Below are 24,943 nucleotides of genomic sequence, written 5' to 3' on the forward strand. Positions count from 1 at the left end.
GATTGTTTAAAAAAAATTAAACTTGTACGCCTATTACCAATACATCGTCGGTTTGTTCATTGCTTCCCTTCCAACTGGTAAACTCTTGTTGCAGCAGGTTTTTTTGTTTACTAAATGGAAAGTGACTGATGGAAAGTAGGAACCTTCGGAAACGACTTCGTAAATATTTTTTGTTATCACTACCCCCAAACTGATCTTGAAAACCATCAGAAAACAAATAAAATATGGTGTCGGGGTGTAATGTGATTGTGTGGCTCTCATATACTTTGACAGTATTGTATTGATTGCTGCCTATGGGATATTTACTTCCTTTGACTTGATGTATTTCTCCTTGGCTAATGTACCACATGGGTGATTTGGCACCAGCAAAGTAGGCTTGTTGTTGGGTTTCGTTTACTACCAATACTGCCATGTCCATGCCATCATTGATGCCTTCACCTTTGTCTTTTTTTTGCAAGGTAGCCACCACCTTTTGATCTAGTTCTTGCAAAATCTGATTGGGTGCAGTAATTTTTCGCTCATTGACTATCTCATCCAGCAAAGCATTGCCCATAATAGTCATAAAAGCTCCAGGAATACCATGTCCGGTGCAATCTGCCCCAATGAGTACTTTCATCGAGTCGCCCCGTAAACTGGTCAGGCTAGAGTGCCAGAAAAAATCACCTGAAACTATATCACGGGGTTCAAATAGTACAAAACCCTGGCGAAACTTTTCAATCAAATCTTTGGAGTCTCCCAATACCGCCCGTTGAATTCGTTTGGCGTATTCTATACTATGGGTAATTTCTTGCAGGGCTTCCGACAAATAATTGGACTGGGTTTGAATTTCTTCGTTTTTTTCTGAGATTTTTATATTAGCGGCCTTCAGTTGAAGAGCAAAGCGTTCTTTGGCTTGTTCATATATTACAAATATGACCAACAAGTAGCTAAATAAGCCAGTGAAAGCAAAAAAACCGTATACATTGCGTGCCTCTGCGTGGTATTTTGCGGTAAAGGTAATGCCATACAAACCCACCAAAAAGAACTCTATAATAAATGCCAGCGCTACAACTGCCCAGGCAAAGGCAGAGTTTTTATTGGCATACATCAAAGCTGCTACTGTAGGCAGTATAAGCCAGGCAATAGAGGGGGAGTCAATGCCACCCGTATCAATAATACTGATCACACTGATGATAAATAGGTTGGCGGCAAATAGGTTACCAGTAAGGATAAGCCTGCCAGTAGACCTAAAAAGAAATAGTATAGTTACAAAAAATATGGACGTAATAATCAGCGTATCTACCAGGTCGCGCAAGCATATAGACATGGCCACAAAAAGGTAGATCATTGAAAAGAACAGGGTAATCCAGATAGAGTAAATTACCAGGCCTGCCTTTCGGTAATCTTCACTCTGGGGAGAAATATTTGGAGGTATAAACCATTTTATAAAATCTTTGATGGCATTTTGCATCTGTATATTAACTTTAAATCAGCAGAAAAACTGTAAGAGGGGTGTTTTGTAATACAAAATATTAAGCTTTGTGATTTGCTCAAAATAATGCGAATACATTATTGTTTGTAATTACTTGCTGAGTGTATATTTGTTACGTGAAAACAAATAATATATCAGTGAATCGTTCTGCTTCCTACCTAAAACTATCATCACTGTGTACATTTAACTGGTACAAACTTTTACTTACAAGCCATTACAGGTCAATTATTTAGCAATAAAAGTACTTGATTAATCTATAACATCAACTACAAAATTACAAGGAATCCTACATGGGTAACAACCCTTATTAATTTACTTTTTTTGAGCAAGTAAGTATGCTTACTTTTGTAAACGCAGCAAAGTGGTAAAAACGATCACTACTATTGCTTCCAATCAGCAAAAAAAATATTCTATTTGCTATTATTTAAACATTTTTTATACGAAAGATATTTTCTTTCATTTTATTCTCTGCTAACGGAACAACCGACATTTTTATAAATGTGCAACTGTAATTATACCAGACTTAGTTGTTGAATAATAAACAGCCAATCGATATGGGAGTTCGATTGGTTTTTTTATGCGTTTAACTTTTCTATTGATGCTCGCCAGGGCAATTATATTAAAAACACACTGAATTATTGTAGCGGATAATGGATTGATTTTAAGTGTGTTAGCTTCTTTATAGAATGTTATAATTATTTTTTTGTTTTTTTTGTCCGTTGCTCAATACCAATAAGGGTATAAGTACATATATGATATTTTTGAAAAGCAAGTTGTTATCAACAAACCCTGTAGCCATAACTAAGTCAGTTATTGATACAAGGTTTTAGTTGTTTAATAAAAAGATTTGACTTTCAACCATTATCATTTGTAATGTTTATGAAAAATAGGTGATCGAAAAAAGCGCTCAGATTGGGGGCTTTTTTCTTTTTATGCGTCCTATAAAAAAGGGTTACATAAAAAAACTACCGATGTTTTTTTGTTTTATCTTACAGATATTGGGCTTTTAGTTTTTTTTAAGAAATTTGTAGAACATTTTAAATGATAAAAAGGTATATATAGGTAAGTTTTAGTTTTAAAAAAAATGAAGTTTCAAACTTCAATATATTTGCTACAATTATTATGGTAAATATATAATGTGTAGTTTTTTTTAAAGTAGTTTTTAGATTTGGTGAAAAAGGAGCTCGTTACAGTTCCTTTTTCTTTTTACTACCCTCTCTTTTACACCTCAGGCATCACTTAATAGTTTTTATAATTACTTACCACCACCATTCTTTTATTTTAATCGGGCAAACAAACGGGTGAAAATAAAACTCAACTAAATTGTACACTATGCTATAGTGGTACAGAACTTGATTTTACGAATAATATTTGACGCTTGCTTCAATAAATAAAAACAACATGACGACCAATTACGACCAGGAGATAAAGCAGCTAAAAAAACATTTGAGGGAAAATTATGACTTATTATACCGTTGGCAACTCAAGTTAATCTTAGCACATACTCCACAAGAACTTAAACAATACCGACAACACATTCGCCAAATCAAGCGCGAAGTTGCCAATAATGAAGAGCAACTTGCCCTCATTCTGAGCGAAAAAAATAACCGACTCATGGCAGTCAGCATTACCGAACGCACTGCCCCCAATAGCATCAGTAACTTACGTTTTTTGGGCATTATAGGTATCCTTTCTATGATTCTTCTCTTTTTGTATAATAAGCCCAATCTTTTTTTGTTTGATCGTGGCTCCAGCCAAACTACTGAAACTGGTTTGCAGAATATTAAAAGTAAGTATGACTGGGTAAGCCCTTACCGCGATGGATTGGCCAAAGTAAGAAAAGGGCATCTGTTTGGGTTTATTGACAAACACGGTAAAGTAGTTATTCCGATTAAATATGAAGATGCGTGGGACTTTAGAAATAACCTGACAAGAGTACAACTAGAAGGTAGGTATGGGTTTATTGACACTTCGGGAAAGATAATTATCCCTATCAAGTACGATAAGGTTTTTGATTTTAATGACCACGGCCTGGCACAAGCAAAAATTGGCACTGCTTGGTTTTATATCAACAAACTGGGTAAGTGTGTAAAAAATTGTCCCAGAAAGAAAGCAAAGCCTAAACAAGAAAACTTAGCTGGGGTTGCTGACAGTAGTAAATAAGCACTGATGCACTTCTGAAATAGTAACAACAAACTCCGTTTTACTTACACAATAAACAAGCATTCATACTATTTTTTATAATAGCATGAATGCTTTTGCCATGAAATAGGTTCTTTACACCATTCAACCCTCCGCCCTGGGCTGTGGCTTCACAGCCCGATCAATGCCTCGAACTACGTAAGCTTGATAGTGTGTGGAGATTTCTCATCTTTTATTAGGTACTTTACACCATTCAACCCTTAGGGTCTAACAATACATAAGGAATAATCACTTCTTCGAGCGACACCCCTCCGTGCTGAAAAGTATCTTTGTAGTAACTTACATAATAGTTAAAGTTGTTGGGGTAGGCAAAAAAGTAATCTTCCAGGGCAAACACATAAGTAGTAGATACATTGAGTTTGGGTAAGAAAAACTTTTCTGGTTTACGTGCCACCAAAACATCGTCATCGTCAAAGCTGAGGTTTTTACCTTGTTTATAACGCAAGTTAGTATTTACATTACGGTCTCCTACTATTTTGAAAGGCTTACGTACCCTTATGGTACCATGGTCGGTAGTAAGCACTACTTTGACCTTTTCTTCAGAAAGTTTTTTGAGTAAATCGAACAAAGGAGAGTATAAAAACCACGACTTGGTGAGTGAGCGGTAGGCGGCTTCATCGGGCATAAGCTCACGCATCATGTTCATATCAGTGCGCGAATGAGAAAGCATATCTACAAAGTTAAATACGACGGCGTTTAACTGGTTGCCCATTAAGTTATGCACAGTGTCTACCAGACTTCGGCCTTGGCTTTGGGTAATAATCTTGTTATAAGAATATTTTATATCCAGCCTGTAGCGTTGAAGTTGACGCTCAAGAAAGTCGGCCTCGTGTAAATTTTTACCTCCTTCTTCGTTTTCTTCTACCCATAAGTCTTTATGAAATTTTGCCATTTCGTTGGGCAGCAAGCCCGAAAAAATAGCGTTTCTGGCGTAAGCCGTAGTAGTAGGCAAAATAGAGTAATAGGCAGACTCTTCAGCTACCTTATAATATTCATTGATTTCCGACTCTATAATTTTCCACTGATCGTAACGCAAATTATCAATTACAATAAAGAAGACTGGTTCTTCATCGTTCAATAAGGGAAAAACCTTTTCTTTCATGAGTTCGTGCGACAACATAGGGCGTTCAATATTTTTGTCGTTCAACCAGTCCTCATAGTTTTCCATGATAAACCTCACAAAGTTGGTATTGGCTTCGCTTTTTTGCATTTCCAGCACCTCAGCCATACTTTTGTGCTCGGTGTTCTCTATCTCCAACTCCCAGTATACCAGCTTTTTATAAATATCTACCCATTCTTCATGGTCAATATCATCGGTATAGGCCATACTAATATTGCGGAAGTCTTGCTGATAGCTCATATTAGTCTTCTCAGTGATCAAACGCTTGTTTTCCAAAATCTTTTTGACGGATAACAATATTTGATTAGGGTTGAGTGGTTTAATCAAGTAGTCATCTATTTTAGACCCAATAGCTTCCTCCATAATGTGTTCTTCTTCGCTCTTGGTAATCATGACTACTGGTACATTGGGTTTCTCTGATTTGATTTGGGCAAGTACCTCCAGCCCGGAAATGCCTGGCATATTTTCATCAAGAAAAATGACATCAAAATTTTCTTCTTGAAACTTGTCTAGGGCATCAGCACCACTGTTTACAGGAGTAATATCATAGCCTTTTTTATCTAAAAACATGATGTGAGGCTTGAGCATATCGATTTCATCATCGGCCCATAAAATAGAATATCTTTGCATATACTTTATTAGTTAAATTTTTTGTCTTTCGAGATTACTTAAGTTTTATTATCTGGTATGTTGCAACAAGCATATATTGTTTAAGAATGACAAGAAGAACACGTGCCTTGTTATAAATTATTAGAAATAGTTCTACATTTGTAGAGGTTTAGGTTGTTGGTTAATGTTAGAGGTAACAAGTGTACTATTCTAGCTTTTAAGTAGGGACAGAATAACGCTTTATCTAGAGTACTAGATGATTTGTAGGTTGTTTTATATTGTACTTGAATTTCAAATTGATCAGCGTTTGCTTACCATTCCAATACCTATCAGGATCGGTACTACGTGGTACTTCTAACTGTCAAATTTGTAAACAACTGAAAATAAGCACTTTAAAAACTTGATGGCTCCCTATGAACCGAATCTACAGCAGCTTGCTGTGATGAGCTCAACGGAGTTAAACAGGGAATAGCACCGATATTCATCGGTATCTAAGGACTTGCGACTTGTTGCTTAAAGCTTGCCCCTGTTGGTGCTTCTAACTACCAAGCTACCTTTCATACATTTCAACCGACGAAATTGTTAAGATTTTCTTTTCAAAACCTTCCCAATTTCATTTTATTCACACTTTTAATCTCCTGCATGCTTTTGAACAAAAAAAAGATAATCAACGACCCGGTATATGGTTTTGTTAAGATACCTTCTGACCTTGTTTTTGACTTGATTGAGCACCCTTTTTTCCAGCGATTACGACGAATTCAACAGCTGGGTTTGTCAGGCTATGTCTATCCAGGAGCCTTACACACCCGGTTTCACCATGCGTTGGGTGCCATGCATTTGATGGGTTTAGCACTTGATAACTTGCGTAACAAAGGGCACGAAATATCTAATCAGGAGCTTGAAGCTTCCCAAATTGCTATTCTTTTGCATGACATTGGGCATGGTCCTATGTCGCACGGTTTAGAACATATACTAACCAGTACTTCTCATGAGCAGATTTCGTTGCTTTTTATGGAGCAATTAAATAAAGAGTTTGGCGGAGCCTTAGAAATGGCAGTGAGTATTTTTAAAGATACTTATCCTCGAAAGTTCTTTCATCAATTGGTTTCCAGTCAGTTAGATGTTGATCGGCTGGATTATCTTCAGAGAGATTGTTTTTTTACGGGAGTATCGGAGGGAACCATTGGGGCAGACCGGATCATTAAAATGCTCAATGTGCATGAAGATGAGTTGGTGGTAGAAGAAAAAGGCATTTATAGCATTGAGAACTTCTTGACAGCACGCCGTTTGATGTATTGGCAGGTGTATTTGCATAAGACCAATATCAGTGCAGAACAAATGTTGGTACAGTTGGTGAACCGAATCAAGCACTTGATACAAAAAGATAAAAAAGTAATTGCCTCCCCTAATTTATTACTACTTTTGCAAAATTCTGTTGGGATCAACGAGTTTAGAAAACAGCCAGCGCTTTTGCAGGCTTTTGCCAACCTTGATGATATTGATATTTGGTCATCTGTCAAACAATGGTCTACTTGCAAGGATAAGGTATTATCAACAATTAGTAGAATGTTATTGGACAGAAAATTATTTCAAGTAACTTTGTCGTCCGAAAAATATGATTCCGCAGCTATTGACAAGAAGCGGGAGGCAATCGCAAAACATTATCAAATTTCCAATAAACAAGCAAAATACTTTGTAGTAAAAGGTTCTACTGCAAATGAAGCTTATCTAAGTAAAGGTGATAATATAAACATTATTACCAAACAGGGTAAAGTGGCTGACATAGCTCAAGCCTCTGATTTGCCAAATATTAAAGCTTTGCGTAAGATTGTAAAAAAATATTATGTTTGTTGGGCGAGATGCTAAAACATTAGAAATACATTTTAAAATGTAGAATTCATTTAGATAAATTTATATTTGGCTTTTGATGAAGTTCACAATAAAACAAATCGCTATTGTTGTTGGTGGTGAAGTTCAAGGAAATGAATCCCTTGAAATTCATGATGTGATAGAAATTGATAAACAACCCCCTGGCTCAGGATTTATTTCGTTTTTGGCCAACGAAAAATACGAAAACTTTATTTACACCACATCTGCAGATGCAGTGATTGTAAATGAAGATTTCTCCCCTAAAAAAGAAATCGATACCACACTCATCAAAGTAAAAGATCCCTACTCCGCTTTTACTGCTTTGCTCGAACAATACGATAAAATGGTGAAACTCAACAAAAGAGGGGTAGAGTCACCTTGTTTTATTGGGACAGAAGGGGTAAGCGATTGTGAAAACATCTATATTGGAGCCTTTGCCTATATTGGTAAAAACTGCAAGATTGGCAAAAATGTAAAAATATATCCACATAGCTACATAGGTGACAATGTACAAATAGGTGACGAAACCATATTGTATGCAGGGGCCAAAGTATATGACAACGCTGTCATAGGCAAGGCTTGTACCATTCACGCGGGAGCTGTGATAGGCAGCGATGGTTTTGGCTTTGCTCCTCAACAAGACGGCTCTTACAAAACCATTCCTCAACTGGGCAATGTCGTTGTAGAAGACTACGTAAGTGTAGGCTCTAACACTACGATTGACCGTGCCACACTAAGATCGGGCAGTACTGTGATAAGGCAAGGCGCCAAACTTGATAACCTGATTCAGATAGGGCATAATGTAGAGATAGGAGAAAATACGGTAGTTGCTGCTCAGGCAGGCATATCGGGCTCTTCTAAAATTGGTAAAAATTGTGCCATTGGTGGTCAGGTAGGACTTGCCGGGCATATCATCATTCCTGACAATACCCAAGTAGGGGCACAGTCGGGCATTAATAGCAGTATTAAGAAAAAAGGAACCAAGATTCAAGGCTATCCAGCCTTTGACTACAACGGATTTATGAAGTCATCTGTGGTGTTCCGCAAACTCCCCGATTTGCAAAAAAGAGTTGATCAGCTTGAGAAAAATGGGATCAGCCCAGAAGCAAACTCAGAACTTGACAACCTCAAGAAAATAGTAAAAGAACTAGAAGAAAAAATTCTAAATATGCTTTCCTCTTAATTATGAATATTAAGCAACAAACCATAAAAAAAACAGTAACCGTCTCAGGAGTTGGGCTGCATACCGGTGTACCAGCAAATATGACGTTTTTGCCTGCTAAACCTAACCATGGGATCAAGTTCCAACGCACCGACCTGGAGGGTTCTCCTATTGTGGATGCAGACGTGGACAATGTAGTGGATTTGTCAAGAGGAACTACAATTGAGCAAAGTGGGGCAAGGGTAAATACGGTAGAGCATACCTTGGCAGCTTTGGTAGGTTTAGAAATAGACAACGTATTGATACAGCTTGATGGACCTGAACCTCCTATTATGGATGGGAGTTCTATTCAGTTTGTGGAAGCGTTGCAAGAAGCGGGCGTAGAGGAGCAAAACGCGCTACGTAATTATTTTGAAATAAATGAAAATATTTATTACCGGGACACTGCCAATAATATAGAAATTGGGGCTTTTCCACTAAACGATTATCGTTTGACGGTAATGGTAGACTATAACTCGCCAGTATTGGGGAGCCAACATGCTACTTTGAATAATATCAAGGATTTTCCCAGTGAAATAGCTGCTTGCCGTACTTTTTGCTTTTTGCATGAGCTGGAAATGCTCTATAAGCAAAACCTGATACAAGGTGGTAATGTCAAAAATGCCATTGTGATTGTAGACAGGATGATTGATAGCTCGGAGTTAGACCACTTGAAAGAAATATTTAACCAGCCCAAGGTAGAGGTACGAAAAGAGGGGATATTGAACAACGTAGAGCTACGTTTTAAAAATGAACCTGCCCGTCATAAACTACTTGATTTAGTTGGTGACCTTGCCTTGGCTGGTCGTCCTATCAAAGGACAAATACTGGCAGCCCGCCCTGGTCATGCGGCTAATGTAGCTTTTGCCAAAAAGCTTAAAAAACATATGAAAGAGGCTAAAAACAGCATTCCTGAATATGACCCCAAGCTCCCTGCTTTGATGGACATACAAGGAATTCTTAATATCTTACCTCATCGCTACCCTTTTGCCCTTATAGACAAAATTTATCACCTTGATGATAAAACTGTGGCTGGTATCAAAAATGTGACAGTCAACGAACCCTTCTTCACAGGACACTTTCCTGGCGAACCAGTCATGCCAGGCGTATTACAAATAGAAGCTATGGCACAAACTGGCGGTATTTTGGTGTTGCGTACTTTGCCCAACCCCGATGACTACCGTGCTTATATCATCTCTATAGATAAATGTCGTTTCAAGAAAATGGTGGTTCCTGGGGATACTATTATTTTCAAATGCGAATTAAAATACCCTATCAGACGTGGAATCGCTACAATGCATGGACAAGCCTTTGTAGCAGGTGAATTAGTTTGTGAAGCTCAACTATCGGCAAGTATTGTAAAGAAAAATGAAAAATAATTCACTATCTTATATTCACCCAAATGCTAAAATTGGGGAAAATGTAGTTATAGAACCTTTCGTTGCCATCTACGACAATGTAGAAATAGGAGACGGAACCTGGATTGGTGCAAATACTGTAATCATGTCAGGAGCACGTATAGGAAAAAACTGTAAAGTTCACCCTGGCGCAGTTATCAGTAATATTCCTCAAGACCTAAAGTTTGAAGGTGAAGACTCTCTGGCAGTCATAGGTGATAATACTATTATCAGAGAATGTGCAACGATTAACCGTGGGACTAAATACGCTGACAAAACCCAAATAGGCAACAATTGCTTAATTATGGCTTATGTGCATGTGGCGCATGATTGTCTCATTGGCGACAATTGCATCCTTTCTAACTCGGTACAGGTGGCCGGACACGTAGAAATAGGGTACCATGCCATTGTATCAGGTAACAGTGCAGTGCACCAGTTTTCAAAAATTGGTTCCCACGTAATGGTATCAGGTGGGTCTCTTGTACGCAAAGATGTGCCTCCTTTTGTAACTGCCGCCCGCGAGCCCTTGAGCTATGTTGGGGTCAATTCTATTGGGCTCGAAAGAAGAGGTTTTACCAAGGCTCGGATCAATGCCATTCAAGATACTTACCGTATTATTTTTCAAAGTGGGCTCAACACTACTAAAGCGTTGAACCTGGTAAAAGAACAAATCCCTGAATCGCCTGATCGCGAAGAAATAATTAAGTTTATTCAGAGTTCTGATCGTGGCATCATGAAAGGAATTCAATAAACATTGTGGGGGAGTGAATGGAAATTATAGCAGAGAATCTTAGCAAGAAATTTCAAAGAGATTGGATTTTTAGAAACTTAAACTTGCGTTTTCAGTCCCCCCACTCTTACACTGTAGTTGGACCCAACGGCAGTGGCAAATCTACTTTGTTGCAGATTTTGGCGGGAGTAGCCGCCCCCACCAATGGCGAAGTGCTCTTTAAGCAACAGCAACAAACCATTGCGGTAGAGTATATCTATCGTCACTTATCCATAGCTGCCCCTTACCTTGAACTCATCGAAGAGTTTACCTTATTAGAGTTGGTCAAATTTCATTGTAAGTTTAAGCCTCTGAAGAATGAGCTATCGTTGGAGGAGTTTATGGACATTATGAAACTGGGAAGAGCAAAACACAAAATGATTAAGCATTTTTCTTCAGGCATGAAGCAACGCCTCAAGTTGGGCTTGGCGTTTTATGCAGGTACTGAGATTATTTTGCTTGACGAACCCACCTCAAACCTCGATAACCAGGGCATTGACTGGTATCACCAGGAAATAGAAAAAAACACCCAAGATCGCTTGTTAATCTTATGCTCTAACCAAGCGTATGAATATGAGTTTTGCGATGAGGTTATCGACATCACTTCTTTTAAATAATAATCTTCTTTGATTACTTTTTATTCGTGCTCAACGAGACAAATTAAGATCGTTCTGCGTATATTAGTTGCTGTTGTGCAAGTGTTTTTGTCTACACCAAACTAGTTGGTGTCTGGTAAAAATTACTTAAAATCGGCAGAATATTTTAGTTATCAAAACCAAATAATATTAATTGTTGTTAGAGGGTAAAATACAATAACTTCAAGTATGAAATCCCGTATAACAACTAACTATTAAATTCTCACAATTTTACAAAAACTATGAAGAAATATAGTCTACTATTACTTTTGGCAATTTTCGCGATGGTATCGTGTAAAAAAAAGGATGAAAATAACCCAACACCAGAGCAAGTACAAGAAGCTAAACTAGTGGCAAGCCCCTGGAAGTCTACTGGTATTTATGCCACAGGTGCCTCTACCCCTTTACAAAACTTAGGGCTTACTCTTGAGTTCAAAGATGGCAACGGATCGGTAACCAATGTGGACAATACCATTATTATCAATGAGAAAACGTCTACTCCTCTTACTACCCAATGGAAGGTAAACGCAGATGGAACACTATTATCAATGAAAATTCCTAGTGCAACTAAAATTTTGGAAGCGGGCACCTCTATTGAAAAAATCGTAACAGAGTTATTAACTGCTCCTACTACTGATTTGAAGATTACCTTGACTGATACTGATTTAGTGATTTTTGGCGAAAGTGGTAAAAGTGTGAACGTATTTGGAATTCCATTGCCAGCTGGTGCCGAGCTACGTTTTAACAAAACTGGAACTGCGGCTCCTCCTGCTACCAACAACTTTCTAACTGCTGTTACCTGGAAAGGTGAAGGGGTTTATTCCAATGGTATCAAAAATAGTGTAGATGTTACCCAACAAACCATGAAGTTTGGAACCAACGCTTTGGGTTTAAATACTGTAACCATTACGGGTGTACCTGCCCCAGTTACCTGGTCTATCAACGATGCTACCAACCCTACCATGCTTACGCTGATATACCCTAAAATTGGTACTACCGAGTCGCGTACGGTTGAGTTGGCCATTTCTACTTTGAGTGCGACTAACTTAAACCTTAAAGGTACCAGCTCTACCAAAGTAAACATTGTGATTGCTGAATTGGATGTGGATACTGAGCTAAGAATGGTTGCCCAGCAATAAATCTGGCATTTGTTCAAAATAGATATAAAACAAAAAAAGCTGCCCATGGGCAGCTTTTTTTGTTTGTAATAGTAATTTCAATCAAGGCATTGGTTAGTAAAAACTTACTTGTTACTATTGATTATTTCAACCTTACCACACTTATACCGTCTCCGCCCCGATCGGCATGCCCATCGCTTATGCTTTCAATTTCTTTGAAATCCTTCAGGCGTTGACGAATCAGGTTGCGTAAAATGCCATCGCCTTTGCCGTGTACAATTTGTACTTCGTGGGTACCCACCAATATAGCGTCGTCAATAAAAACCTCTACTATTTTGAGCGCTTCATCACCTCGCTTGCCTCTTAGGTCTAAACGGCTGTTGAAATGTGCCATTTTTTCGGTCAGGTCCAAACCTTTGATTTTAGAAGGTCCCGTCTCTTGGGTTTGTTTTCTAAACTCCTTGCGGGTAATTTTCTCCAGGCGATTGAGTTTTACTTTCGACTTAAGGTCACCAATCCTCATGTGCACATCTTTGCCCTTGACTTCGACTACCTCGCCTATAGTGTTTTGCCCTTTGATACGTACCAGGCTACCTACATCAATCTTACCACCTACCACTTTTACCACTTCGTCTTCGGGTACTGGCTCTGCCACTGCTTCGGGTTTAAACTCCTCCTTGTAGCTGTCCAGGTCTTTGCGAAGCTCTTTAGTGGCCTGTTTCTCCGCCTTGTTTTCTCTTATTTGGCGAATGGTTTCCTCTATCCGCTGGTTGGCTTGTTGTACCAAACGCTTGGCTTCTTCTTTAGCCTGGTTCATGATCTTTTTACGTTCATTGTCCAGGTGCTCTTTCAAAGATTGGTAGTGCGCAGTAGTTTTTTCGAGCAGTTCGTTGCGTTGGGTCAATTGTTGGTTTTTGGTTTCAAAATCCTTTTTCTCAATCTCCAGGTCACGCAATACCTTATCAAAATCGACCTGTTTGCGTCCGGCTTTTTTCTGAGCCCGCTGAATCACCTCACGGGGCAACCCTATCTTTCGGGCAATTTCAAAAGCAAATGAACTACCTGGTTTGCCCATTTCCAACATATACAGAGGCTCTAGGTTTTCAACATCAAAACGCATGGCTCCATTGATGATACGAGGGGCATTTTCGGCATAAAACTTCAGGTTGGTATAGTGAGTAGTGATTACACCACTTGCCTGAGACTGGTCGAGCTTTTCGAGAATCGCTTCGGCAATAGCCGCTCCCAGCGAAGGTTCTGTGCCTGTACCAAACTCATCAATCAGAAACAGTGAGCGCTCATCGGCGTGCCGCAAAAAGTGCTTCATGTTGGTCAGGTGAGAGCTATAGGTACTCAGGTCGTTTTCCAGTGATTGTTCGTCGCCAATATCAATAAAAATATCGCGAAAGAAACCAATGCGGGAGTTTTCGTACATAGGCACGAGCAAACCCGACTGAAACATGTATTGTAATAAACCTACAGTTTTGAGCGAAACAGATTTACCCCCGGCGTTAGGCCCCGACACTACCAGTACTTTTTGCTCCTGATTGAGCAACAAAGTCAACGGTACTACCTGCTTGGCCTGTTGCTTAAAGCTCAAGTACAACAAAGGGTGACGAGCATCAGTCCAGTCTACAATGGGTTGCTGTAGCATAGTAGGCAGTACCGATTGGGTATCAAGCGCAAAGCGTGCTTTAGCCCTGATAAAATCAATCATACCCAGGTAGTTGTATGCCCGGCGCAACACCCCAATATGAGGGCGTACCTCGTTGGTGAGCTCCATCAAAATACGGACTACCTCATCGCGTTCGCGGTATTCAAGTTCGCGTATTTCGTTGTTGGTGTCAAATATCTCGGCAGGCTCCAGGTATACAGTTTGTCCGGTAGACGATTGGTCGTGCACAAAACCCTTGATTCTCCGTTTGTTTTCTGCCTTTACCGGAATCACCATTCTGCCCTCACGTAATGTGAGCGAAGCATCTTCTTTTACCAGTCCGTCTTTTTTTGCCGAACTCAAAATCTCGTCCAAACGACGGCGCAAATTACTTTGCTCTACTATAATGCGGCGACGAATGTTGTTGAGTTCAGGCGAAGCCGTATCGCGTACCTTGCCCCGGTCGTCAACGACCTCGTCAATGCGTTTGATCAGGTTTCGGTCTAGCTCTACCGAGTGGCTCAGCTCTATCAAATAAGGATAGGCTTGTTCTTCTTTGTTGGCAAAAAACTGAAGGCATTCACGGATGGTCACCAACGATATTTTGAGTTCGAAAAACTCTCTTTCTGACAAAAAAGCCCCCTCTAGGGCCGCTTTCGAAAGGTAGTCGTGTGTATCTATATAGTTTTGGCGAGGGAAACCCTCTTCCTGTACCAAGATGTCTTTAAATTCAGCCGTTTGTTTGACCAACTTTTCTACCAAATCAAATTTAGTGGAGAACTTGATTTTTTCGACATAGCTCTGCCCCAATGTACTGACACAAGCTGCTTTTAAAAGTTCTCTGATTTTATCAAATCCTAATTTTTCTTCTAAATTGTTAGGATAAACCATTCTTCTAAGAAATTAAATATTTTTTCAATCCCTGTTTAGCTTTTGCTAAAAGGTTCTGTTGTTTACTTGTTGAGGTTTTGTAAAAACCGAAGCCCTGAAGTGCATCAGGTGGATAGACAAAGTTACCCGTATTGCACAATTGAAACAATGTGTTTGTCAATGCAAAAAATCAATTATGTAATGGTTGAAAAATAAAGTATCCATTTGGAGATAGAGATTTGCTACTGAGGCGAGGCATTTTTTGCGCTCGTAGCAGTGCTACGGGCAATAAAAATAACGAAGCATCAAGGGTAGAGGTTATTTCCTAAATCGAAAGGTTATTTTTTGTCCATTACATATACCAAAGTGGAGTAAAATTATAAGGACGCAACCATTTATACCATTTTGGGCTATTTGTGCGCGCAAAAGGTGAGTATAGACTTATAAGAAGGTGGCTATAAGCCTCAATTATGTTTAAAGAAAAGTAAGTACAGCATCTCAGCTCCTTATTTTATATAGGTTGTAAAAATATAAATGGTGTTGTAAGGGCTGCAAATATACACTTTTTTTGATTGAATAATCAAGAGGAGGGTTTGATTTTAGGTAAGGGAGCATTGATATAAAGTAAAAAATCTGTTAAACTTGATGAGGCACTGCATCTTTTTGAACTTAGCCCTTACTTTTGGATATTAATTATAGAACTTGTTTAAGGTTTTTTCAAATAATTCAAAATGGTTCTTTTACCCATATACTTCGTTGTGAAAATGCTCATTTAGGAACATGTTCAAAATAAGTGTCGAGATTGAGGGCGTATACTCGAGGCTGGCTGAGGCACTTTTTGCAGTCGTAGCCATAGCTACGGCGAAAAAAGTAACGAAAGTCAGTAAAGAGGATATGTTCTAAACCGGACAGTTATTGCGATCATGTTCCTTAGCTAGGCTAAACTCCGCCTTCCACGCCTCATCTATGTGAAAAATCACTCATTTTGCTCTCAATGCCAAAACCTTAAACAAGTTCATTGTAAACATAATCCTTACAAACTCATGAAATTAAAATACATTCTATCAATACTTACCCTGGTAGCTGTAGTTTTTGCAGCCGATGTAGCAAGTGCCCAGAAAAAAATGCGTGGCTTAGACAAAAGCCCCTTAGACATGGCTTATTACCCTCGCCGGGGTGCCAAAAAAATAAAAGTGATTTATAGCCGACCTTACAAAAAAGGACGTGAGATTTTTGGCGGTATTATCAAGTATGATAAGCTGTGGCGCACTGGTGCCAACGAAGCCACCGAAATTAGATTTGCCCAAGATGTAAAATTTGGTGGCAAAGCGGTAAAAGCAGGTACTTATGCTTTGTTTACTGTGCCGGGCAAAGACAAATGGACCATTATTTTGAACAAAGATTATGATCAGTGGGGGACATCTGGCTACAAAGAAGCCAACGATGTGGCGCGTATAGAAGTACCAGCTAAAAATGAGGCAAAGAAAAGCCTCGAAAATTTTTCTATTCGTTTTGGTGGCAACAATAAAAACCTGACTATGGTATTGGGCTGGGACAAAACCAGGGTACGTGTACCCATAAGTTTTTAAATATTTTGACTCTAGTTTATTGAACAACGAAAAGGCTTACTTGAGAGGGTAGGCTTTTTTTATATCAGCATACTCACTGGCTTAATTTTTTTCAACTTTCGTACAATCGCAAGCTGGGAGTGGTAGCCAATAGTCTCCTGACTCCCAACGATTGACTCCTGACTAATTTTCGTTCAATGGCAAGCTACCAATTTACCCCTATCACCAATGTAAACACGCTTACCAGGTCAGGTTTTAGTTGGGCAAAATCTCCCCCTAAGTATTGCCTGGGTTTTACCCAAATAAAGTGTTGATAAACAAAGAGTTAAACCGTGATTTTACCCCAGTAAAACCCCTGCGGCAAGCTGGGTAATAAAGTATACAAAAAGTGAACACGCTCGTTTTGCTATTGTTTTTCGGGAGATGCCCCTCTACCTTTGCCCTTATATTACAATCTTTTTTTCACCCAAAAACTGGCGCATTACCTAAGCCAAGCAAACGTATGCATACACATAAAAACCACAACAAAAACGAAAATAACCACAACAACCAACCTGTAAGGCAACTCCCCAACCCTGACAGCCCTTACAAAAGTGGAATGGTGCCTGTACCTGCCAAGCACCGCAATGTAGATAGGAGTGCAGCACGCAACAAGGCGCTTGCTTATGGTCAAAGCCCTCTACCCATTGCCCAAGGCTCTACCGGGGGCTACTATAGCCGCAAGGGGAAATACCTGGGCAGCCACGACCAAGCCAACGACACCATATACCTGGTAACCAACAAAAAAGAACGCAATGCAATAAAAGATGCCCACAAGCATGGGGCTTGTATGCCGCTAAGCGAGGTACGCTCGGCGGTGGTGCTGCCCAGCTTTGCGGTGCGCCAGGCAATGCTAGAGGCGGTCAAACGTTCTAATAAGCCCAATACCACCGTAGGCGACAAAAAAGGAGGCTTTCACGAAGAAGGGGGCATGTTTGGGCTTGATAATGACGGCAACGAGAATATAGTAGAGGCGTTGCCCGGCAAATATGCCGACCCTAGCAAAGTTGCCTATGCCAGTGTAGATGTATTTAGCGGGGAGAGTTCAACCGATAACCTCAAAACCATTCATGGCACTTACCATGTGCACCCCAAAGGTACTATTATGGGTGAGAATGGACTTAAACATGAGTTTGACCAAGCTCCCTCTAATAAAAACGGAGAAGGAGATATACCCAACGCCAGAGAACGAGCCAACCCCGACAAAGACGCCAACCCTTATCATGTAACAGGCAATAGCTATGTGTTGGGGGCAGGCAACAAAACCGTGTATATTTACAATGGCAATGGGGTAGTGGCTACCATGCCCCTCAAACATTTTGTGAAAATTAAATAAATGACTCAACAATGAAAAAACTCATACTTATATCAATGGCATTGTTTCTAGTGCAAATAGCACTGGGGCAACAAGAGCAAAAGAAGACAATTATAAAATTTGTAGCAGATGGCAAAGAGGTAAAGCTCAACAATGATTTTAAAGTTTGCTTTGAGTTGACAGACACTATCCAAACCACTATTATAAAACCTGTGATAAAAAATAATAGTTTTTTTATGCCTAACTTAGACAAGCATAGGAGATGGGTCATGGTTTTTAAGTATAAAAATCATTTACCTTATTTTATTATTTACTTACGTGCCATTGAGAATGAAACTATTACAGTGATTACAGAGCAAGAAAAAATGAGTGAATACTTTGCTAAGGCTACAGGAAGAAAAAACAAGCGTATATATTACCTGAGTATACCTCGCAAAGCTGGTAAACCTATAAGAATGAAAAGCAATGATCCTGAGAAATTTAGGGATGAATTGCTTAAACTCATAGACTAAATTTTAAGCGTCAAACATTTTGTGAAAATTAAATAAAATCACATGCAAAAAATACTCATTACTACCTGCTTGGTTTTGTGCCTGGCGGGTAGTGCCTTTGGGCAATCACACAAAACAACGATTAGCTTTACCAAAGATGGTAAAAAAATAGCCCTTCAAGACAATTTTAAGATTTATATTGTGCTACAAGATTCACTCAAAACTACCATCATAAAGCCCGTAATTAAGAACAACAGCTTTGTAAACCCTCAGTTTAAAAAGGGGCAAAGAGGAACATTTATTTTTCGATATAAAAAAAATCTGATGTGGTTTACAACGCAAGTATATTCAGAACAAGATGATAGTTTAGATTTTGGGGTAGACTACCGTCCTTTTGATAAAAAATACTCTGAAGGCAAACGCCTTAAGGGGGTAAAATATATCGACTATGTAGAGTTCCCTGAATATGGTTCTTATGCAGTAGGCAAAATAAAACACCCCAAAAAACACCGTCGCAAAATACTCCGGTTGATAGAGTAGTTAAGTGTAAGCCTTACTCAATCACGCCTTGGCTGGGGCTTTTTTGTTGTTCTTGAGATACGAAAGGCACTTACACTAGAGAGGAGAAATAGTCTTGCGCCAAATATTATTTGTGTCACAGGGGTTTATTACTGTGTCCCTCACTGGCTTAAGTTTTTTCAACTTAAGCCTTGGAATAGGAGAAAGTTTTTAACTTTCGTTTACAAGCAAGTTAAAAACTTGCCTCTATATCTTAGGTATTAAGTCAGAAGACTTAAACCAGTAAGTGGCTTAAGTTTTTTTAACTTAAGCCTTGGAATAGGAGAAAGTTTTTAATTTTCGTTTATAAGCAAGTTAAAAACTTGCCTCTATTCTTAGGGGCTGGTTTGTCAAACATTTTGTAAAAATAAAGTAAGATGAAAAAAAAACTCATTACTATCTGCGTGGTTTTGTGCCTGGTGGGTAGTGCCTTTGGGCAACGCCATAAAGTGTCGGTAAGTTTTGTTAAAGATGGTAAAGAAGTAGCTCTCAAAGGCGACTTTAAAATCTACCTTGTATTTAAAGATTCTTTGAAGACTTTAAGGATAGAGCCAACTATAAAGGATAACTATTTTACTAAACCTGTTATTGCAGAAGGTAAAAAATGGACAGTTATTTTCCAATATAAAAAACACCTGATTGGATTTGAGCAGCCCGCGTCTTTCAAAGGATTGTTGTCTTATGGTTTTGGAGTTGATTGTAGACCATTTACAAAAGAACATAAACAGAGCGCCAAAGACTTTAAACCTAGAAAAATTAGACGCATTCATTACTTTAAACCATATTATGGCGGTGATGGAATGGTTCATTCCAGGTATATTTCTAAGATCAAGGCAAATAAAAATCGTATTCTAAAGCTTATAGAGTAATTACACACCACTGGCGCAAGTCTCCCGACTTATCTCCTTCGTAGTAAATTCAAGTTTGTTTATTGCAAAAACCTGGAAACGAGACACTCCGAATACAAGTTCGGAGTTTTGAAACTCCCTTAATAGGGGGCACAAGTTTATAAATACCAAATGCTTTCGGTGTAAGGAACGCTTGCGCCAGAATCGGAATAGAGGTTTTTATAAACGATTAATTCTATTTCGTTTTTTTCACCATTGTTTCATAGTCATGTATCTTTGCAATTATCTAATCCTAAAACTATGAAGCAATTATTCTTTTGTATTTTTATTCTTCTATCTTCTTTCTCAGCAATTGCACAAACACAAGAAACTTATCAGGAACATTATCAAGAAGCCTATGAGTTTGCTAATACAGGCTATGATTCAATCAGCATATATAAATCATTTTACCTTTTGGCTTATGCTGCTAATCAAGCTTGTTCTCATCACAGAGCTTTGCATGGATATTTACAAGCCCAAAAATATGCCACAGATTCAGCAGCTTATATTGACGTAAATAAAAATATTGCGAATACTTTTTTTAATTTTGGCAATTACAAAAAAGCCAAAAAAATCACTCAACAAAATATTGATTTTTTACAGCGTCATCAAAGTTTTAAAGATTTGAGCTATGCTTATAACTTGAAGGGGAGAATATTATTAGAAGAAAAAAAAGAAAGTGCTTTGCCTGTTTTGCGGCAAGCCTTGGGGTTGCGCCAAAAGTATGCTCCTGAGCGCGTGACAGGCATTTACGAAAGCCTTGCCCAGGCGTTTTTTAGGTTTAGAGCATACGATTCGGCGGCTTATTACCAACACCAGATCATCACCCGCCTGCCCACCAATGCCCCCACCGACAAGCAAGCCTACCACTACGCCACCCTTGCCAAGTATTTGAGTTTTGACCGCCGCCCCGATAAGGCCTTGCTCTGGCTGCAGCGCGCCGAACAAATATGTTGCCGCCAAGCCGAGCCCGCCCTGTTTGTGGCGCAAGCCCGTGCTTTGTGGCAGTGGGCGAGCCAAAACGCCCAGGGAGCTCAAGCCGATTTTAAACGGCTCGACTCGCTCATGAGTGCCGCCATGCAAGCCAAAACCCACCTGATAGACAAACGTGCCCTCAACAAAAAACACATCAGGCTCTACCGCGATATATTGCAAGCTGCTGCCCTGCCCACTGCCCTACACGACAAGTACGCCGCCAAGCTAGAGGCGGCCCAGGCGTGGTATGCCAACTATAGCCAGCACCTGGCCACCCAAGACCAACGCCGGGCTCAAGCACTGGCTGCTCAGCTTGCCCAGGCACGCACCCAACGTTGGTATGGCACCAGGTTGCCCTTGTATTTGGGTTTGGGGGCGGTGTTGTTGTTGGCTTGGTTTATATACAAGGGGTGGCAGCAACGCCTGCTACCCGAACAACGCCAGTTGCAACACGAAAAAGCCTTGATCAAAACCTTGCGCCAAAAGTTGGGGCGTCAGTTGAGCACCAACGAAACCCAGCTTGCCACCTTGATGTATAGGGGCAAGAGCTTTGCTGAGCTGGCGGCGCTTTTGGGCACCAACCGCGACAAGGTAAAATACCACGCAAAAAAACTCGCCGACGAAGCTCGTATAGAGTCGCTTTTTCAGTTTGTGACCGATTTTAAGGCACAACGCCAAAAAAAACCTGCTTTAAAATTTTGGGTAAAACAGCCCTCCGGACAGACCCCCTAATTCCCCAGCTTACCCATTGCACCTCAGATAGTTAACCCGCCTTTTTACCCCAGCTGTTTGGCTGGGTAACCCAAGTATACAAAAAGAAAACATTCGAGTAAGTCCGCTAAAATGCCTTGTTTGGTATATTGGCGGACTTTACTTTTGTGTCAATATTTTCCTCGTATATCTGCAATAAGCATCGCCGAATCGGGGAAGAAATCGGGGGGCTTTTGCCTCCTGGTTTTTTAACAAACAGTTTGATGTGGGGTTAATTACGAGTTAAACAATTACGAATGGATCAATTACGAATTACGAATGGTCGCAAAGCGAGGCTAAAAACTATGGTCTACCGACTACCAACTCCGGACTAAAGTACGAATGGCTTCGCCCAATTCGTAATTCGTAATTATTAAACTCGTAATTAACTTACGCGAAGCCACTATGGTCTACCGACTACCAACTCCGGACTAAAGTACGAATGGCTTCGCCCAATTCGTAATTCGTAATTCGTAATTCTCAAATTCGTAATTACAAACTCTCATATTTGCTACTAAAACTTTAATCAATAAAACTCAAAATTAACTTACGCGAAGCCACTATGGTCTACCGACTACCAACTCCGGACTAAAGTACGAATGGCTTCGCCCAATTCGTAATTCGTAATTCGTAATTCTCAAATTCGTAATTACAAACTCTCATATTTGCTACTAAAACTTTAATCAATAAAACTCAAATAAATGAAAAAAATCTTAGACAAACTCAAAAAACGCCTGTTGCCGGGCAAGCGCAAAAAGACAGGCAAAAAAAACAAAGTAGAATTGCCGCCAGTGTTGCTGCCTATCGACGAGGCTGTGCAGGCGCGTGAAGCCAAACTCGCCCATTTGCGCGCCACCTGCGATGAGGTAATAGAAAAACTCCGCAATGGTGAAAGGCTCACCCCTTACGACCAGGTGCGTACTCAAATAGCGATTCAGGAATTGATTAATAATCGTTTTAGACGATAATTAGTAGTCGGGAGCTACTATAGGGGCAAGCTTTTAGCGACAAGTCGCAAGTCCTTAGATACCGATATGTATTGGCTTCTAGGGGCTTGCTCCTGTCGAAGCTACTAACTAATAAACTTATAAAATACTGAAAATGAATGTGTTATAGGTTTTTTAGTTGCCTGTGAATCGAATCTACAGCAGCTTGCTGTGATGAGCTCAACGTAGTTAAACAGGGTGTACCTTGAAGATTTAGACCAGTAAGGACAGGCTTTTTTATGCCATAAAAAATGAACTGAGAGGTGTTTTTTGCGTATAAATACAACAGATCAAACTTTACAACATTATGGCTACACCTCTTATTATGTTTGCCATCAATATGCTCTTATGGCTTTGGCACACCTACAACGAAAATAACCGAACCATTCTTTATATAAGCTTGCTGTCTTTTGTGAGCACTGCTTTTATTAACTTTTTTCTAACCGCTGAGGGCATTACTACCCACACTTCCTGGTATTTTATCTTGTGTCATCCTATGATGGCTAGTTTTATAATCATGGTGGGTAAATTTTTGTCTCAGCCCTTCTTTTTTTCAAAAACTCCATTTGCTCAAACAGTGGTAAACTCTGGGGTACTCTATAGCAACCAACAAGCCGCAGTTGTGAAAACGCCGTCAGGGTTAGACAAACAAAAGCTGGATAAAATCTCAAAATGGTTGGTGCATATAAAAACAAAAGCCGATAAGTTGCCCAAGCTATCTACTACAGAAAGAGGGGTGCAGCACAACACCCTGTTTTTACAAGTAGACTCTGCGAAAAAGGAATTGAAGCAGTGGTTTGCTTTGTGCCTGGACACCAGCATCTCTTACCCACAAACTGCCCCATACCGACAAGTTCGCCGCCAACTCAGTATATACATGAAACAGGTGGCTACACTGGTAGACAAAACCGATGAATTGACTGCATACCTGGGTAAAATCAGCGACAGGTTGGGTATTATTAGGTCACAAATGGCTTACCCTAATGCATTGGGACAATTGCCCCCAGACCAACAAGCTAAGGCACAAGCTTACTGGAACAAAAACCAGCAATGTTATACTTCGCTGCAAATATGGCAACACTTTGACCCCCAAAAAAATCAAGCATTTTGGCAATATTACGACCTGATGTTGATGGTTGCCAAAAACGATGCGCTGCGTGTACAAACTAATAAATGAATTATTTTAATGAGATCAAACTTATATCATTATGCTACTTATCTATATCTATATCATTATTCAATATATTGTAATATTAAGTTTTGTTGTCAACACTAAGATTTCTAACAAAGAAGCAACTGGTAAGTTATTGTCTTTTGCTTTGATTTATTGGTTTGTGGGCTGTTCTGTATTTTCATTTATAATGCCCATAGTTGAGTTTCAGGAAGTAGCATTTATAGGGAGTTTTGTTTTACCTCTGTTGCTGGGATATATACTAAGGTCGGTAGTGGTTTTTGCCATTTTTATCTTCAGGTCTGTGTCAATGTCCGATGACTATGCTGTAGACGTGAACGAACTTCGAGAGGCAATTCAAGAAATTGAAGAATGTTTGAAGAAGATACAGCAAGAAAAAATGAGCATGTGGAAAGGCTCAGAGCGAAAGGTAAAATCCCTAATTCAATCTATTGAATTGCAGTTGCCACGTTTGCAGAAGCGAATTGAGGAGGAGATACAGAAAAATGAACCTGCTTATCAGAAACAGAAGCAAGTTGGGGTACATCTTATAAATAAAAAGGTATTGCCTTTTTTGAGGATTTACTTAAATATGAAACATACAGAGGTACATGTTTTGGAGGAGAATCTACGTAGCTTACGGAGACAGCAAGAAAACAAGGATGCATTCGTAAAGATGTTTCAGACAGCAAAATTACTTGCCTTAGCTCACGTAAACGTAAATAAAACCCAAGTATTGAGCTCTTCTTTCCAAGCCAAGAAGGTGGTAAGCAACCCATCTACACCAAAAACACCTATCTCAAATGAGCCCTTTGACCAGCGAATTTCAAAAATTGAACAAGAAATAAATAAGTTGCAAACCACTCTTTTCAATATTAAGAGACAAAAAGCCTTTTCTAACTCTTTTCTTGCGGGCACCAGGCAATTTATAGACGAGTCTCCTCGTGCTATCAGTCAGTTGAGACAGGCTATAAAAGATTGTTTGCATGATATAGAAATAGGGGTTTTGAGTAATGCGAACAAAAGGCGAAAAATGCTTTTGAACGAGCTAAGTGATCAAATTACCCTGCTTGTTTTTGACTTAGGGGTGATTGTCAAACGTGTAAATATTGATCTAACACTTGAGGTTGAGAATGGAGTAATGGCTCAGAAATCAATTGCAATAATGCCCGAACTTGACGCCCAAGCCAAAGAACTATGGCAAGACTATCACCCTGAAAGCGAGGACGAGTTTTGGCAGTTGTACAATGATTTGCTAAAAGAGGTAAAACGAGTAGGTTGAGTAAAG

19 protein-coding genes are annotated in these 24,943 nt (G+C 39.5%); 16 read left to right on the top strand and 3 right to left on the bottom strand.

Annotated features, from left to right (window positions below; all coding sequences use genetic code 11):
* Window positions 1–16: 16 nt before the first annotated feature.
* A complete protein-coding gene (locus M23134_RS15585; protein WP_002697777.1) occupies window positions 17–1,450 on the bottom strand; it encodes a PP2C family protein-serine/threonine phosphatase in 1,434 nt (477 codons plus the stop codon).
* 1,422 nt (window positions 1,451–2,872) lie between these two features.
* Between M23134_RS15585 and M23134_RS38285 the strand changes: the two genes are divergently transcribed.
* A complete protein-coding gene (locus M23134_RS38285) occupies window positions 2,873–3,634 on the top strand; it encodes a WG repeat-containing protein (RefSeq protein ID WP_002697780.1) in 762 nt (253 codons plus the stop codon).
* Between the two features lie 232 nt (window positions 3,635–3,866).
* Here M23134_RS38285 and porX read toward each other — a convergent pair whose 3' ends face one another.
* On the bottom strand, window positions 3,867–5,423 hold the full coding sequence (gene porX, locus M23134_RS15595; RefSeq protein WP_002697781.1) for a T9SS response regulator signal transducer PorX: 1,557 nt from the start codon (window positions 5,421–5,423) through the stop codon (window positions 3,867–3,869).
* Between the two features lie 621 nt (window positions 5,424–6,044).
* Between porX and M23134_RS15600 the strand changes: the two genes are divergently transcribed.
* From M23134_RS15600 to M23134_RS15625, 6 genes are all read left to right on the top strand, one after another.
* Window positions 6,045–7,268, top strand: a complete 1,224-nt coding sequence (locus M23134_RS15600; protein WP_002697783.1) for an HD domain-containing protein — start codon at window positions 6,045–6,047, stop codon at window positions 7,266–7,268.
* Between the two features lie 61 nt (window positions 7,269–7,329).
* Window positions 7,330–8,454: a UDP-3-O-(3-hydroxymyristoyl)glucosamine N-acyltransferase gene (gene lpxD, locus M23134_RS15605; RefSeq protein ID WP_002697785.1), complete on the top strand. Its 1,125-nt coding sequence runs from the start codon at window positions 7,330–7,332 to the stop codon at window positions 8,452–8,454.
* A gap of 2 nt (window positions 8,455–8,456) precedes the next feature.
* The gene (locus M23134_RS15610; protein WP_002697787.1) at window positions 8,457–9,851 is read left to right on the top strand and encodes a bifunctional UDP-3-O-[3-hydroxymyristoyl] N-acetylglucosamine deacetylase/3-hydroxyacyl-ACP dehydratase; all 1,395 of its coding nucleotides are present in this window, start codon (window positions 8,457–8,459) and stop codon (window positions 9,849–9,851) included.
* Window positions 9,841–10,620 (top strand): acyl-ACP--UDP-N-acetylglucosamine O-acyltransferase, encoded by a 780-nt coding sequence (gene lpxA, locus M23134_RS15615; protein WP_002697789.1) that lies wholly within the window; start codon window positions 9,841–9,843, stop codon window positions 10,618–10,620. Before M23134_RS15610 ends, lpxA begins: the two co-directional genes overlap by 11 nt.
* A gap of 17 nt (window positions 10,621–10,637) precedes the next feature.
* Window positions 10,638–11,255, top strand: coding sequence for an ABC transporter ATP-binding protein (locus tag M23134_RS15620; RefSeq protein ID WP_002697791.1), 618 nt, complete (start codon window positions 10,638–10,640; stop codon window positions 11,253–11,255).
* Between the two features lie 260 nt (window positions 11,256–11,515).
* Window positions 11,516–12,412: a hypothetical protein gene (locus M23134_RS15625; RefSeq protein ID WP_157558501.1), complete on the top strand. Its 897-nt coding sequence runs from the start codon at window positions 11,516–11,518 to the stop codon at window positions 12,410–12,412.
* A 121-nt stretch (window positions 12,413–12,533) separates the two neighbouring features.
* Here M23134_RS15625 and M23134_RS15630 read toward each other — a convergent pair whose 3' ends face one another.
* Complete coding sequence (locus M23134_RS15630) at window positions 12,534–14,936, bottom strand: endonuclease MutS2 (RefSeq protein ID WP_002697793.1); 2,403 nt, start codon at window positions 14,934–14,936, stop codon at window positions 12,534–12,536.
* A 1,022-nt stretch (window positions 14,937–15,958) separates the two neighbouring features.
* Between M23134_RS15630 and M23134_RS15635 the strand changes: the two genes are divergently transcribed.
* From M23134_RS15635 to M23134_RS15675, 9 genes are all read left to right on the top strand, one after another.
* Window positions 15,959–16,504, top strand: coding sequence for a DUF2911 domain-containing protein (locus M23134_RS15635; protein WP_002697800.1), 546 nt, complete (start codon window positions 15,959–15,961; stop codon window positions 16,502–16,504).
* 481 nt (window positions 16,505–16,985) lie between these two features.
* Window positions 16,986–17,858, top strand: a complete 873-nt coding sequence (locus M23134_RS15640) for a hypothetical protein (protein WP_045113680.1) — start codon at window positions 16,986–16,988, stop codon at window positions 17,856–17,858.
* A gap of 11 nt (window positions 17,859–17,869) precedes the next feature.
* The gene (locus M23134_RS15645) at window positions 17,870–18,349 is read left to right on the top strand and encodes a hypothetical protein (protein WP_002697806.1); all 480 of its coding nucleotides are present in this window, start codon (window positions 17,870–17,872) and stop codon (window positions 18,347–18,349) included.
* Window positions 18,350–18,391: 42 nt separating this feature from the next.
* The gene (locus M23134_RS15650; RefSeq protein WP_002697808.1) at window positions 18,392–18,868 is read left to right on the top strand and encodes a hypothetical protein; all 477 of its coding nucleotides are present in this window, start codon (window positions 18,392–18,394) and stop codon (window positions 18,866–18,868) included.
* Between the two features lie 395 nt (window positions 18,869–19,263).
* Window positions 19,264–19,755 (top strand): hypothetical protein, encoded by a 492-nt coding sequence (locus tag M23134_RS15655; protein ID WP_002697810.1) that lies wholly within the window; start codon window positions 19,264–19,266, stop codon window positions 19,753–19,755.
* 279 nt (window positions 19,756–20,034) lie between these two features.
* Entirely contained in the window at window positions 20,035–21,480 is a 1,446-nt protein-coding gene (locus M23134_RS15660) for a tetratricopeptide repeat protein (RefSeq protein ID WP_002697812.1), read from the top strand.
* A 719-nt stretch (window positions 21,481–22,199) separates the two neighbouring features.
* On the top strand, window positions 22,200–22,466 hold the full coding sequence (locus M23134_RS15665; RefSeq protein WP_002697813.1) for a hypothetical protein: 267 nt from the start codon (window positions 22,200–22,202) through the stop codon (window positions 22,464–22,466).
* A gap of 325 nt (window positions 22,467–22,791) precedes the next feature.
* A complete protein-coding gene (locus tag M23134_RS15670) occupies window positions 22,792–23,661 on the top strand; it encodes a hypothetical protein (protein ID WP_045113681.1) in 870 nt (289 codons plus the stop codon).
* Window positions 23,662–23,692: 31 nt separating this feature from the next.
* The gene (locus M23134_RS15675) at window positions 23,693–24,937 is read left to right on the top strand and encodes a hypothetical protein (RefSeq protein ID WP_002697815.1); all 1,245 of its coding nucleotides are present in this window, start codon (window positions 23,693–23,695) and stop codon (window positions 24,935–24,937) included.
* The last annotated feature ends 6 nt before the right edge of the window (window positions 24,938–24,943 follow it).

This window comes from Microscilla marina ATCC 23134, from assembly GCF_000169175.1.
Taxonomy (GTDB): Bacteria; Bacteroidota; Bacteroidia; order Cytophagales; family Microscillaceae; genus Microscilla; species Microscilla marina.

Excerpts from the sequence above, each read along its gene's own strand:
- M23134_RS15640 (WP_045113680.1), top strand. The coding sequence starts at position 16,986 with ATGCATACACATAAAAACCACAACAAAAACGAAAATAACCACAACAAC.
- M23134_RS15630 (WP_002697793.1), bottom strand. The coding sequence starts at position 14,936 with ATGGTTTATCCTAACAATTTAGAAGAAAAATTAGGATTTGATAAAATC.
- M23134_RS15645 (WP_002697806.1), top strand. The coding sequence starts at position 17,870 with ATGAAAAAACTCATACTTATATCAATGGCATTGTTTCTAGTGCAAATA.
- M23134_RS15625 (WP_157558501.1), top strand. The coding sequence starts at position 11,516 with ATGAAGAAATATAGTCTACTATTACTTTTGGCAATTTTCGCGATGGTA.
- M23134_RS15635 (WP_002697800.1), top strand. The coding sequence starts at position 15,959 with ATGAAATTAAAATACATTCTATCAATACTTACCCTGGTAGCTGTAGTT.
- porX (WP_002697781.1), bottom strand. The coding sequence starts at position 5,423 with ATGCAAAGATATTCTATTTTATGGGCCGATGATGAAATCGATATGCTC.
- M23134_RS38285 (WP_002697780.1), top strand. The coding sequence starts at position 2,873 with ATGACGACCAATTACGACCAGGAGATAAAGCAGCTAAAAAAACATTTG.
- M23134_RS15650 (WP_002697808.1), top strand. The coding sequence starts at position 18,392 with ATGCAAAAAATACTCATTACTACCTGCTTGGTTTTGTGCCTGGCGGGT.
- M23134_RS15655 (WP_002697810.1), top strand. The coding sequence starts at position 19,264 with ATGAAAAAAAAACTCATTACTATCTGCGTGGTTTTGTGCCTGGTGGGT.
- lpxA (WP_002697789.1), top strand. The coding sequence starts at position 9,841 with ATGAAAAATAATTCACTATCTTATATTCACCCAAATGCTAAAATTGGG.
- M23134_RS15660 (WP_002697812.1), top strand. The coding sequence starts at position 20,035 with ATGAAGCAATTATTCTTTTGTATTTTTATTCTTCTATCTTCTTTCTCA.
- M23134_RS15600 (WP_002697783.1), top strand. The coding sequence starts at position 6,045 with ATGCTTTTGAACAAAAAAAAGATAATCAACGACCCGGTATATGGTTTT.
- lpxD (WP_002697785.1), top strand. The coding sequence starts at position 7,330 with ATGAAGTTCACAATAAAACAAATCGCTATTGTTGTTGGTGGTGAAGTT.
- M23134_RS15610 (WP_002697787.1), top strand. The coding sequence starts at position 8,457 with ATGAATATTAAGCAACAAACCATAAAAAAAACAGTAACCGTCTCAGGA.
- M23134_RS15665 (WP_002697813.1), top strand. The coding sequence starts at position 22,200 with ATGAAAAAAATCTTAGACAAACTCAAAAAACGCCTGTTGCCGGGCAAG.
- M23134_RS15620 (WP_002697791.1), top strand. The coding sequence starts at position 10,638 with ATGGAAATTATAGCAGAGAATCTTAGCAAGAAATTTCAAAGAGATTGG.
- M23134_RS15675 (WP_002697815.1), top strand. The coding sequence starts at position 23,693 with ATGCTACTTATCTATATCTATATCATTATTCAATATATTGTAATATTA.
- M23134_RS15585 (WP_002697777.1), bottom strand. The coding sequence starts at position 1,450 with ATGCAAAATGCCATCAAAGATTTTATAAAATGGTTTATACCTCCAAAT.
- M23134_RS15670 (WP_045113681.1), top strand. The coding sequence starts at position 22,792 with ATGGCTACACCTCTTATTATGTTTGCCATCAATATGCTCTTATGGCTT.